Here is a 12402-nt window from a genome sequence, read left to right on the forward strand (position 1 = left end):
CACAAAGCCGCGGGGTCGCCGCTTCTATCCGAATCCCATGAAGGTCGTTGACATGATCGAGTCCATTGCGCTGATCCGCCGTCGCACGGTGGATTTCATGCGCCTGCCCCATGGAGTCTGTCGCGCCTGAATCCGCGGTCGCCGAAAGTGGGCGCCGCATCGGCCGAATCAGGTAATCCTCCGCGCTTTACCTGCCGTTGTGGCGTGCCCTATTACGCTGCGGCAGTGCGCATTCCGTGAAAGAACTTCCATGACGTTGTCCCAGAAAACCAGGCCACGGTTCGTCCGTGCGGTGGCCGCCGTACTCACCATTCCCACCGCGGTCGCGGTGCTCGCCGGCTGCGGCAAATCCGAGCCGGGCACCAATGCCGACGGCAAGGCCGTACTGCGCTACCAGGGAGCGACCGGGCAGGTCTCGGCCTACGAACTGGCGGACGATCTCGGCTACTTCAGCAAGATCGCGCTGCATTGGGAGGGTGACACCACCAGCGGACCGGCGAATATCCAGGCCGCCGCGACCCGTCAGATCGAGTTCGGCAGCGCCTTCAACGGCGCGGTCGTCAAGTTGGCCGCGGGTGGCGCGCCCGTCACGTCGGTGCTCAGTTCATACGGCGCGGATGCGCAGTCGTTCACCGGTTACTTCGTTCGTGACGATTCGGGCATCAACTCGCCCCGGGATCTGATCGGCAAGAAGGTCGGCATCAATACCCTTGGCGCACATCATGAATTCATCACCCGGGAATGGCTGCACCAGCAGGGCCTGACCGACCAGGAGATCAAACAGGTCGAGTTGATCGTGGTGCCGCCTGCCAATACCGAGGACGCCCTACGCAAGGGCCAGATAGATGTCGGCGCGCTGGGCGCAGTCTTCCGGGAGAGCGCGGTCGGGCGCGGCGGTATCCACGCGCTCTACACCGATAAGGACCTGTTCGGTCAATTCGATTACGGTACTTATGTTTTCCGCAAGGACTACATCGCCCAGCACCCGGAGGCCGTCAAGGACTTCGTCCAGGGGACCGCGCGGGCGACGCGCTGGCTGCAGGTGACCCCGCGCGACGAGGTGGTCGCGCGCTTCGCCTCGATCATCAACAAGCGCGGACGCAATGAGAACACCGATCTGCTGAAATTCTGGCGGAGCCCAGGTCTGCCGGTCCCCGGTGCGGTGATCGCGGAGAAGGAATTGCAGATCTGGATCGATTGGCTGGTCCGCAACGGTGATGTGCCCGCCGGAAAGCTGACGGCGAAGGATCTGTACACCAACAAGGACAACCCGTACGCCAACGGGACCTACGGTCCGACCACCGGTCCGACCGGAGAGGTGGTCGCGGCGAAATGAGTCAGGTGAAACTCGCACTCACCGGAGTGCGCAAACAGTTCCCGGTCCGCGGGTCGAACGAGCAGTTCACCGCGATCGAGGACATCTCGCTGGAACTGCACGACGGCGAGTTCCTTGTACTCGTCGGACCGAGCGGTTCCGGAAAGTCGACGCTGCTCGATCTGCTCGGCGGGCTCAGCAAGCCGAGTGCCGGGCGAATCCTGTTGGACGGCAGGCCGATCAGCGGACCAGGTCTCGACCGCGGCATCGTCTTCCAGCAGTACGCGCTGCTGCCGTGGCGCACCGCCCGGGCAAATATCGAATTCGGTTTGGAAGCGAAGGGTGTCCGGCGTCGGGAACGCCGGAAGATCGCCGACGAATACCTGGAACTGGTGGGTCTGGCCGGATTCGGCGACCGATATCCACATGAGCTGTCCGGCGGCATGAAACAGCGAGTCGCCATCGCCCGCAGCCTCGCCTTCGATCCGGAGGTGCTGCTGATGGACGAGCCGTTCGCCGCACTCGACGCCCAGACCCGGGAGTCGTTGCAGGACGAGCTGTTACGGATCTGGCGGGCCACCGGTAAAACGATTCTGTTCATCACCCACGGCATCGATGAGGCGGTCTACCTCGGTCAGCGAGTCGCCGTGCTGACCTCACGCCCGGGGCGGGTCAAGGCGGTGATCGACATCGATATCGACCGGAACTCCGGTGCGGATGTGCGTTCCAGCGAACCCTTCCGGGAGGCACGGCACCAGATCTGGTCGCAGTTGCAGAGCGAAGTCACCCGGGCGCAGGGACTCGAACGCGAGTCGCTGTCGACCACGAGCAGCGAGAGGAAGCCGGTTCATGTCTAGCGCAGTACAAGTCGTCGAGAAGTCACGGCCGGTGGTCGTCCGTAGTCGGGCGGAGTCCGTGCCAACAGTCGACCTGTCGCGGATATTGCGGGCGGTCGCGCTGCTGGCGTGGCGCATCTTCAAGCCCACCTTCGCCATCGGTCTGCTGGTCGCGGTGTGGGAGGCGGCGCCGCGGCTCGGTTTGGTGGACGAGGTCTTCCTGCCGCCGTTTTCGACCGTCGCGCAGGCCTTCATCGATCTGGTGCAGAGCGGTGAGATGTGGGAGCACGTCTCGACCAGCCTGACCCGGTCGGCGACCGGTTTTTCGCTCGCGCTCGCGGTGGCCATTCCGGTCGGTGTCGCCATCGCCTGGTATCGACCGGTGGCGGACTTTCTGAACCCGATCCTCGAATTGTTCCGCAACACCGCGGCACTGGCGCTCTTGCCGGTGTTCATCCTGATCCTGGGCATCGGGGAGACCTCCAAGATCGCGCTCGTGGTGTACGCGAGCTTCTTCCCGATCCTGTTGAACACCATCACCGGTGTGCGCACTGTGGACCCGCTGCTGATCAAATCCGCCGTTTCGCTCGGCTTCTCGCCGATTCGACTGTTCCAGAAGGTGATCCTGCCCGCTGCGGTGCCATCGATCTTCACCGGCGTGCGAATGGCGGCGGCGTCCTCGATCCTGGTGCTCATCGCCGCCGAAATGGTAGGCGCCCGTGCCGGCCTCGGCTATCTGATCACCGCGGCCCAGCAGAACTTCCAGATCCCGAACATGTATGCGGGCATCATCGCCATCTCACTGCTCGGGCTGAGTTTCAACGCCCTACTCGTCGCCCTCGAACGCCGCCTGTCCCGGTGGCGCGCCGAGCCCTCCCACTAAGGACTCCGATGTCGTTACCCCGCAAGCAATTCCACCTCAACGCCTTCCTGATGGGCGTCGGCCATCACGAGGCGGCCTGGCGACATCCCCGGACCGAGGAGCGCCGAGTGCTGGATGTGCGGCACTTCCAGGAACTCGGCCGGATCGCCGAACGCGGCAAACTCGATTCGGTCTTCTTCGCCGACGGATTGGCCGTCGGACCTCGGATCAAGCGCAATACCCTCGCCGTATTCGAGCCGGTCACCTTGCTTGCCGCGATCGCCGCCGCGACCGAACGGGTCGGGCTCATCGCGACGGCGTCGACCACCTACAACGAACCGTTCAACCTGGCCCGCAAATTCGCCTCGCTCGATCACATCAGCAGCGGTCGGGCGGGCTGGAATATCGTCACCTCGGGCAACGAGGACGAGGCCTTCAACTTCGGCTTCGACGCCATTCCAGAACATGCCAGACGCTACGAGCGGGCACAGGAGTTCGTGGATGTCACCGTGCGGCTCTGGGACAGCTGGGAGTCCTCGGCGATCGTGCTCGATCCGGACGAGGGGATCTTCGCCGACCCGGACAAGGTGCACACCATCGACTACGCCAGCGATCGGTTCCGGGTGCGCGGCCCGCTGAATTCGCCGCGCAGCCCACAGGGGCGCCCGCTGCTGGTGCAGGCCGGATCGTCGGAGAGCGGTAAGGATTTCGCCGCGCACTACGCCGAGGCCGTGTTCACCGCGCAGCGCTCGCTCGCGGAGGGGCAGGCGTTCTATCGGGATCTGAAGGCGCGGCTGGCGAAGTACGGTCGCTCGGCCGATGAACTGAAGGTGCTGCCCGGTCTGGTGCCGTTCATCGCCGACACCCGCGAAGAAGCGCTGGCCCTCGAACAGGAGTTCACCGACCTCATCTCACCGGATTACGCCCTGCGGCAACTGTCCGCGCTGCTCGGCGTCGATCTCACCGAACACGCGCTCGACGCACCACTGCCGCCGCTGCCCGCGGAGAGCGAAATCGAGGGCGGGAAGAGCAGGTTCACGCTGGTCAAGGAACTCGCCGAGCGCGAGGACCTCACGGTGCGCCAGCTCATCGGCAAACTGGGCGGTGGGCGTGGGCACCGGACCTTCGCGGGCACACCCACCGATATCGCCGACGAACTGCAGTCCTGGTTCGAGAACGGCGCCGCCGATGGGTTCAACATCATGCCGCCGTATCTCCCGGGCGGTCTCGAGGACTTCGTGGACCGGGTGGTCCCGATCCTGCAGGAGCGCGGCCTGTTCCGCACCGACTACACCGCGACGACGCTGCGGGGGCACTACGGGCTGGCACCGGTGGAAAGCCAATTCGCCCAGGTCCGAACCGAACTCGGCGCATGATTCCCCGACTGACCAGGCGGCGCGCCGTCGACTTCATGCGAATGGGCAGCAGCGGTTGTCGCCCGAACTCCGCCGACCATCCCCAACCATTGCCGAAGAAGGTACGACCATGACCACTGTCAGCGAGCCCACCACCACCCTCCGGATCACGCCCGTCGCCGGACATATCGGCGCCGAGATCGCGGGCGTCGACCTGCGGGCCGAACTCACCGATCAGGAGGTCGCCGACATCACCGCGGCCCTCTACGAATACAAGGTGCTGTTCTTCCGCGACCAGCACATCGGTCACGCCGAACACATCGCCTTCTCCCGGCGATTCGGCGCCGTCACGCCGTCACATCCATACGACGATGACGCGCCGACCGAGTTCCCCGAAATTCTGGCCGTCGATAGCCGACTCTACGAAAAGCGTTTCGGCATCAAGAAGTTCACCTACACCAACCACTGGCACACCGATGTCTCCGCACTGATCAACCCGCCCGCCGCCTCACTGCTGCGGGCCGAGATAGCGCCGGAACGCGGTGGGGACACCAGTTGGACGAATCTCGCCGCCGCCTACGCGAACCTGCCCGAGTCGCTGCGCGAGTTCGTCGAGGGGCTGCGGGCCGTGCACCGGTTCGGCGGCAGCCGTCCGGCATGGAACGAGGAGAGCGACTACGCCAAGAAGGTCGCCGATGCCCCGCTGGTGACCGAACATCCCGTCGTGCGCGTGCACCCGGTGACCGGCGAGAAGGTGCTCTTCGTCAACCCCGGTTTCACCACCCACATCGTCGGTCTGAGCCCGGCCCAGAACGACGCCGTACTCCAGTTGCTGTTCGACGAACTGTCGAACCCGGCTTACACCGTCCGATTCCGTTGGGAAAAGGGCAGCTTGGCATTCTGGGACAACCGCGCCACCGCCCACCTGGCCCCGGGCGACCTCAACCACCTCGATGTCACCCGCGTGCTGTACCGCACCACCCTCGAGGGCGACATCCCGGTCGGCGTGGACGGCGCGCAGTCGCGCTCGATCTCGGGCGATCAGTTCACCGGATCCTGACATGGGTTGGGGTCGGCACCCCCTGGTGCCGACCCTTGATCCGGCTAGCGGGGGACGGTGACCGGGTCCGTGCAGCTTGCGGCGGCGTCGACGAAGGAGCAGGGTTTGGGGGCTCGGGTCGGGCGGTAGTCGGGGGTGACGCCGCCCTGGTGGGTGATGGCGGTGTAGGCGGGTACGGCGTCGGTGGGCTTGCGGGTGAGGGTCGGGTCGGTGCGGACGTCGACTGTATAGAGGCCGAAACGCGGTGTGTAGGAACCCCATTCGTAGTTGTCGGTGAGGCTCCAGTAGTTGTAGCCGATGAGGTTCATGCCGTCGGCCTTGGCGCGCTGCAGCCAGTAGGCGGTGTCGCGGAGGTCGTCGGCGCGGGTGTAGCCGTCGGCTCGGGGCATGCCGTTTTCGGTGGGCATGCCGTTCTCGACGATGTAGAGCGGGCGGCCCGGAAATTTTCGTGAATAGTGTTGCAGGGCATAGTAAATGCCCTCGGGCTCCAAGGGGTTGTTCCACAACTGGCTGAAGCTCAGCTCGGTAACGGTGTCGGGGGACGCGCCGTAGTAGTAGTCGATGCCGATGTAGTCGAGTTTCGCCGCGACGGCATTGATGAACGAGCCGTTGACCGCATCCTCACCGGCCGGAATGTAGGCGACGTTGCTGGTGACCATCGCTCCCGGCTGCACGGCGTGGATGTGGTCGTAGATGGCATTGTGCGCCTGTGCGATTCGGTCCTGCGCCATCGGAACGGCGGCGGGGGAGAGGCCGCCGTGCGAGGTCTCGTTCATGATGTAGGCCGCGGGTTCGTTGAAGGTGACCCACAGCGGGTCGGCCGCGGCATATCGGTCGACGACTGTGCGCGCGTTGGCGAGCCAGTCCTCGACGATATCCGGGTTCGACCAGCCGCCGCGGTCCACCTCCCAGCCCGGATACACCCAGTGATCGATGGTGAGCATCGGGCGCATCCCGACAGCCCTGATCGCGGCGATCACATTGTCGTAGAAGCGAAGTCCGGTCTCATCCCATTCGCCCGGCCGCGGCTGCACACGTGCCCACTCGACGCCGATTCGATAGACCTTGACGCCGAGTTGCGCGGCCAGATCGATATCGGACCGGTAGCGATGGTAGAAGTCGACGGAGTCCAGATAGGGGTCGTCCGTCTTGCCCGCGGCCACGTACCGGGACCAATTACTATCCGGCGCATACCCTTCGGACTGATATCCCGATGCGGCCACGCCCCAGAGAAAGTCCGAGCCGAGCGGCTGCACCTGCGCAGGTGGCGCGGGCTGTGCCATCGCGGGCATCGGACCACCGGCTATTACGGCGGTGGTGCCGACTACCAGCGTGATCAAGATATGGCGGCTACGCAGCGATCGCATCGAACTCCTGCTTCCTGGGCGGTGACGGGCGCTCGTGGGCCTCCGGCGCAGGCCGGGTCGGGCGGGACCACGCGACGAGAGTAACTGGTCGGTCGTCTTCCATCGGGGAGGATGCGGGCTATCAGTGTTGTACACCGGCCTCAACGGCGACATTTGCCCTGGTGAACTTGTCTGGGGGAGGGGGATGTCGAGGTGCACAGGGTAGGGCAGTGGGAAACGAATTGAGGCACAGGGGAATCGGTTCATGTCGGCGTCCTAGATGCAAAGACTGGGGCCCATGGTGAAGGAGTTGAGGGCGACGCAAGATCAATAATACATCTAGGTAGGTAGATATGCGCATCTAGTTATGTAATCACCCATCAAACCCAACCACAGATCACCTACTAAACGACGCTCAGCACCCAGCGAAAACAGCTAGCCAAGAGGAGAAGAACGACCGAACTATGTTGCGCTACCGGGAAGGTCCTTGACTTCGAGCGCGCTCTAAAACCTAGCGTTGGTGGCATGGCAGCAATATTGATCACCGGAGCGAACAAGGGGCTCGGCTTCGAGGCCGCCCGCCAACTCGTAGCGGCGGGTCACACCGTCTACCTCGGTAGCCGGGACGCCCAACGCGGTCGTCAGGCGGCCGAGGAGTTGGGCGCGCGGGCAGTTCAGCTCGATATCACCGATGATGGGTCCGTCGCGGCCGCGGTGCAGACCATCGCGGCCGATGGCGGTCTGGATGTCCTGGTCAACAATGCCGGTATCCAGGCAGAGATGACCGACCGGAGCGACGTCATCGGTGCCGCGGACCTCACCGCGGACGTGATGCGAAAGACCTTCGATACGAACGTCTTCGGCACGGTGCGCGTCCTGCACGCCTTCCTGCCGCTGCTGCAACGCTCGGCGGCGCCGGTCGTGGTCAATGTCAGCAGCGGTCTTGCGTCGCTGACCAGGGTCTCGACCCCGGGCACCCCGGCATACGCCTACCCGGGCGTCGCATATCCGGCGTCGAAGACGGTGGTCAACATGCTCACCGTGCAGTACGCGAAGGCCTTCCCGGATATCCGGATCAATGCGGTGGAGCCCGGTTTCACGAAGACCGATCTCAACGGGAATACCGGCACCCAGACGGTGGAGCAAGGCGCCGAGATCATCGTGCGCATGGCGCAGCTCGGCCCCGATGGGCCCACCGGAAGCTACGTCGATGCCGAAGGTGCGCTGCCCTGGTGATCGACGACGGCGGTGGCGACGATGTACCCCTTGGGGTCGCGCCACGTCTGCCCCGGATGGTGGGTGAACCAATCCTCGACGTCCTCGCGCAGATCGTTCAGAATCGCGTGCCGTCGTGGGTGGTTCGGCGTGACGCCGTAGAACGTGAACAGCGCCTCGGCGAAGCGCACCAGCGGATCCGGAGTATCGAAGACGAGCGCATTATCCGATCGCTGGATCCGCACCTCACCGAAAACCTCGGACATCAGCTCCGGCAAGGTGTCGGAGTCGACGGTCATCGCCTCGCCCACGCCGAGGCCGTAGGTCGCGGCGTGGGCGGCCACGAGTTCGGTGGTGTACGGGTAGGTTCCGGGATGATTGACGACCACGGCGACCGTCCCGCCGGGTTTGGTCGTCCGCCGGAATTCCCTGAGCGCGGCCAGCGGATTCGCGAGGTGGTACAGCATATGTCGTGCGGTGAGCGCATCGAAGCTGTTGTCGTCGAACGGGATCCGGTCGGCACTGCCGAATACGCCGCGCACCCCGGGCACGGCGTTGGCGGCGGCGACCATCGCGGGGGAGGTGTCGATACCGACCAGCGGACCCTGGTGACCGGTGTTGGCGAGGTGGGCGAGGAATCGGGCGTCGCCACAGCCGATATCGGCTAGATGTTCGGCTCCGGTGAGTGCCAGCGCGGTCAGCACATTCGCGGTGGGGTCGTCGGGCCGCTCCGAATAGCGCTCATGGGTATCGATCCGCACCTTCAACGGTGTCGGATCGGCGTATTCGGCATCGAGACGGTAGCTGCACATCGCGGTCGTCCTTCGGTCCAGTTGGCCGGTGGTTGACCAGGTCGCCGGTTCGGCGATCGGGTCCGCGGGCTTTCCGGCGGTGAGCGTACCTCCCGAGGCGGCGCGCGGCGTTCCCTTTGGTGGGGGCGACTACGAACCGTTCGACCGTCCAGCGGTGACAGTGGGGAGCCGCGGCGTGATCGGTGTGGCCTCGATCGGCTCGTGCATATCCTCGGTGCCCGGGCGTTCATCGTCCAGAATAGGTTCACCGAGCCCGATTTTCTCCTGCAGACGCTTCATCCAGGCCGGCGCCCACCAGCAGTCGTCGCCGAGCAGTTTCATGACCGCGGGTACCAGCAGCATGCGCAGCACTGTCGCATCAATGAATAGTGCGGCGATCATGCCGTAGGCGATGTACTGCATCATCACCAGATCGGAGAAGGCGAACGCACCGGTCACCACGAGCAGGATCAGTGCTGCGGCGGTAATGATGCGGCCGGTGTGCGCGGTGCCGGTGTGCACCGCGTCGCTGGTGCTCGCGCCCTTGGCTCTGGCCTCGACCATGCGGGAGAGCAGGAAGACTTCGTAATCGGTGGACAGGCCGTAGATGATCGCGATGATCAGCACCAGCACATTCGATTGGATGGGCTGGGGGGTGAAGTTCAGTAGTCCTGCGGCGTGGCCGTCGACGAAGATCCAGGTCAGGATGCCGAGGGTGGAGCCGAGGCCGAGCGCGCTCATCAGTGCGGCCTTGATCGGCAGCACCAGCGAGCCGAAGGTGAGGAACATCAGCAGCGTGGTCACGAACAGGACCAGCGCGATCATGACCGGGATGCGGTAGAGCAGTGCGTCGATACTGTCCTTCTGCATGGCCGGAATGCCGCCGACGTACATGCTGACGCCGTCGGGGAGTTCCATCTTGCGTAGGTATTCGATGGTTTCCCCGCCTTCGTTCGGGTTCACCAGTGTTGCCTTGGAGCGGTACACGTTGTCCTGGGTCAAGGATTTGGACGGCATCTCGAACTGACTGGCCAACCCGGGGGCGTGTCCGGCCGTGCGCCAGGCCTGGCCGACCGGCGTGCTGTTGTCGGCGACGAAGACGAGTTCGATGGGATCGGATCGGCGCTGTGGGAAGAAGGTGTCGATCTGTTCCTGTGCGACGCGAGTCGGGTTGTCCGGTGGCAGATATCGCTCGCTGAAGCCGCCGAAGATGAGGTTCTTGACCGGGATGATCAGCAGGAAGAGCACGATGACCAGTGGGATCGCGATGGTGAGCGGTCGCTGCATCACCCAACGTGTGGTCTTGCCCCAGAAATCGCCCTCGATTTGTTCGGCGGTTTTGGTTCTTCGGAACCGGTTGAACCCCAACATGTCCACGCGTGGACCGAGGACGGCCAGGCTGGCGGGCAGGATGGTGATGGCGGTGAATGCGGCCAGCAGGACGGTCGCGATGGCGCCGTAGGCCATGGATTTGAGGAAGCCCTGGGGGAACAGCAGCATGCTGCCGAGGCTCGCTATGATCATGGTCGCCGAGAACACGACGGTGCGTCCGGCGGTGACGACGGTGCGGCGCACCGCGGCCCGGGTGTCGTAGCCCGCGGCCAGTTCCTCGCGGAATCGGCTCACGATGAACAGGCCGTAGTCGATGGCGAGGCCGAGGCCGATCATCGAGAGGACCGAGGAGACAAAGGAATTGACCTCGGTGAAGCGGGTCAGGAACATGATGATGCCGGAGGCGCCGATCACGGTGAGTCCACCGACGAGCAGCGGCAGGGCGGCCGCGACGAGGCCGCCGAAGATGAAGAACAGCAGCACCGCGACGGCGGGGATGGCCAGGACTTCCATGCGGTGCACATCGTCGGCCATCGTGTCGTTGAGTGTGCCCGCCACCGCTTGCAGGCCACTGACCTGCACGTCGATGCCGGGTATTGCGAAGGCGTCCTTGACTTTCCGGAAGTTGCGCACGGAGTCGGTGTCGTTATCGCCCGTGATGGCGATCGCGGCTACGGCGCGCTTCTTGTCTTCGGTGGCTGCCTTCGCGCCGCTGATCTTCGCGCCGTCGACGTGCCAGTAGGAGGCGTTGACCCCGGTGATTTCGTTCGGATACTTGTGCGGCAGGCTGTTGAGATTGTCGATGATCGGTTGGCTGAATTCCGGGTCGTCGACGGTCTTTCCGTCCGGTGCGGTGTAGAGCACGACGACGTCGAAGTCGTGATTGCGTCCGAATGCGGCGTCGGCGAGGCGTGCGGCCTGTGCGGATTCGGAAGTGGGATCGTCCATACCGCCGGAGCTGAGGTGGTCCTCGAGTCCGAAGCCGTATGCACCGAGTGTAAGGAGTGCGCCCACCACGACCGCGAGTACGGCGAAGCGCAGCCGGTAGACGAGTTTCCCCCAGCGCGTGAACATCAGCGCGTTCCTTGCCGACGGGAAAATTGGTGTGCTGCTTGCTCTGCCGCGCCGATCGCCAAGGGGCTGCATCCTTTCCGGGGTGCACGCTCGATGTGCCTGTAATCAAAGGTACAGGCCGGTGTGAAGTGACAGTGTTTCAGAAATGATGCCGCCGTGCCCGCGGATGTGACGCGGATTGCATTGGCTGCCAAAGTGTTCGAATCGTGTCGACTGGCAGTCGATGCAGACTTGCGGGTTATGAAGTCCGCGGGGGCGTGATGGCGAGATCGGTCGGGCCCAGGATCTTGCCGAGAGTCGTGGCGAGCGCGTGCAATTCGTCCGGATCGAGCTTGTCGGCGAAGCATCGCTCGATGCCCGCGAGATAGCCGGGCGCGGCCGCACGCAGACGCTCCCGGCCCGCATCGGTGATGGCGACGAATGCCGATCGGCCGTCGTCGGGATTGGATTCGCGCGCGACCAGACCAGCCGCGGCCATCTCGGTGACGAGCCTGCTGACCCGAGTGCGGCTGAGCACGACGCGTTCGCCGAGATCGGTCATGCGCAGTGGTGCGACGCCGTCGAGTTCGAGCAGCACGTCGTACCACGCGAGTGGGAGTCCGAAGTCCCTGCGCAGCTCGGCATCCAAGCGCGGGACGAGGTTCGCGTGCACGCGCAGCAGTGCCGACCATGCGCTGCCTGCCGCCTCGCGATGGTTCTCCGATTGCGTCACGGACCGATTCTAACCACTTGCGTGCATCCGCACGCATATAATAGCGTGTGCACGCACATAAAAGTTGCGTATGCCATCAGGAAGGAAATCTCATGACCACAGTCATCGCTCGTGACGAACTGGCCGCCGCGATCGAGGCCGGTTCGGTGACGGTCCTGGACACCCTGGGTGCGGGCTACTACGAGAAAGCGCATCTGCCGGGCGCGCTCACCTTGGTCGAAGCTGATGTGGAATCCCGAGCTGCGCGTTTGCTTCCGGACCAGCACGCACCCATCGTGACCTACTGCTCGAACAACGCCTGCCAGAACAGCGAGGTCGTCGCGGTCAAGCTGCGCGCCCTCGGATACACGAACGTCCGTGCCTACCGCGCCGGCATCCAAGACTGGACCGAAGCAGGCCTGCCGATCGAATCCGAATCCTGAGTCCGGCCGGATCGCGGTCGGGCGTGCACCGCCCGACCGCGCATCAATCGACGAGCGATGCGCAGTCTTGTGCCTGCCCGGC

The 12402-nt window shown here is 64.5% G+C and carries 11 protein-coding genes; 7 read left to right on the top strand and 4 right to left on the bottom strand.

Going from position 1 to position 12402, the window contains the following annotated elements; genetic code table 11:
• Positions 1-250: 250 nt before the first annotated feature.
• The 5 genes from ACZ60G_RS11150 to ACZ60G_RS11170 all read left to right on the top strand — a co-directional run bounded on the left by ACZ60G_RS11150 (position 251) and on the right by ACZ60G_RS11170 (position 5428).
• Positions 251-1336: an ABC transporter substrate-binding protein gene (locus ACZ60G_RS11150; protein WP_465809372.1), complete on the top strand. Its 1086-nt coding sequence runs from the start codon at positions 251-253 to the stop codon at positions 1334-1336.
• On the top strand, positions 1333-2172 hold the full coding sequence (locus tag ACZ60G_RS11155) for an ABC transporter ATP-binding protein (protein ID WP_465809374.1): 840 nt from the start codon (positions 1333-1335) through the stop codon (positions 2170-2172). The genes ACZ60G_RS11150 and ACZ60G_RS11155 overlap by 4 nt, the downstream gene beginning before the upstream one ends.
• Positions 2165-3034 carry an ABC transporter permease gene (locus tag ACZ60G_RS11160; RefSeq protein ID WP_465809376.1) on the top strand — a complete coding sequence of 290 codons (870 nt, stop codon included), beginning with the start codon at positions 2165-2167 and terminating at the stop codon, positions 3032-3034. Before ACZ60G_RS11155 ends, ACZ60G_RS11160 begins: the two co-directional genes overlap by 8 nt.
• Before the next feature lie 8 nt (positions 3035-3042).
• The gene (locus tag ACZ60G_RS11165) at positions 3043-4389 is read left to right on the top strand and encodes an LLM class flavin-dependent oxidoreductase (protein WP_465809378.1); all 1347 of its coding nucleotides are present in this window, start codon (positions 3043-3045) and stop codon (positions 4387-4389) included.
• Positions 4390-4498: 109 nt separating this feature from the next.
• Positions 4499-5428, top strand: coding sequence for a TauD/TfdA dioxygenase family protein (locus ACZ60G_RS11170; RefSeq protein WP_465809380.1), 930 nt, complete (start codon positions 4499-4501; stop codon positions 5426-5428).
• 44 nt (positions 5429-5472) lie between these two features.
• Here the strand turns inward: ACZ60G_RS11170 and ACZ60G_RS11175 are convergent, their stop codons facing one another.
• A complete protein-coding gene (locus ACZ60G_RS11175; RefSeq protein ID WP_465809382.1) occupies positions 5473-6795 on the bottom strand; it encodes a family 1 glycosylhydrolase in 1323 nt (440 codons plus the stop codon).
• 504 nt (positions 6796-7299) lie between these two features.
• On the opposite strand from ACZ60G_RS11175, the gene ACZ60G_RS11180 reads away from it, so the two are divergent.
• A complete protein-coding gene (locus ACZ60G_RS11180) occupies positions 7300-8010 on the top strand; it encodes an SDR family oxidoreductase (protein WP_465809384.1) in 711 nt (236 codons plus the stop codon).
• Here the strand turns inward: ACZ60G_RS11180 and ACZ60G_RS11185 are convergent.
• The 3 genes from ACZ60G_RS11185 to ACZ60G_RS11195 form a co-directional block, all read right to left on the bottom strand.
• A complete protein-coding gene (locus ACZ60G_RS11185; RefSeq protein WP_465809386.1) occupies positions 7977-8801 on the bottom strand; it encodes a class I SAM-dependent methyltransferase in 825 nt (274 codons plus the stop codon). The two genes, ACZ60G_RS11180 and ACZ60G_RS11185, sit on opposite strands and share 34 nt — an antisense overlap.
• 129 nt (positions 8802-8930) lie before the next feature.
• Complete coding sequence (locus ACZ60G_RS11190; protein ID WP_465809388.1) at positions 8931-11186, bottom strand: MMPL family transporter; 2256 nt, start codon at positions 11184-11186, stop codon at positions 8931-8933.
• 238 nt (positions 11187-11424) lie between these two features.
• Positions 11425-11898, bottom strand: a complete 474-nt coding sequence (locus tag ACZ60G_RS11195; protein ID WP_465809390.1) for a MarR family winged helix-turn-helix transcriptional regulator — start codon at positions 11896-11898, stop codon at positions 11425-11427.
• Positions 11899-11990: 92 nt separating this feature from the next.
• Here ACZ60G_RS11195 and ACZ60G_RS11200 point away from each other — a divergent pair, with 92 nt between their 5' ends.
• Positions 11991-12320 (top strand): rhodanese-like domain-containing protein, encoded by a 330-nt coding sequence (locus ACZ60G_RS11200; RefSeq protein ID WP_465809392.1) that lies wholly within the window; start codon positions 11991-11993, stop codon positions 12318-12320.
• Positions 12321-12402 lie beyond the last annotated feature (82 nt).

This window comes from Nocardia sp. NPDC102475, assembly GCF_055584605.1.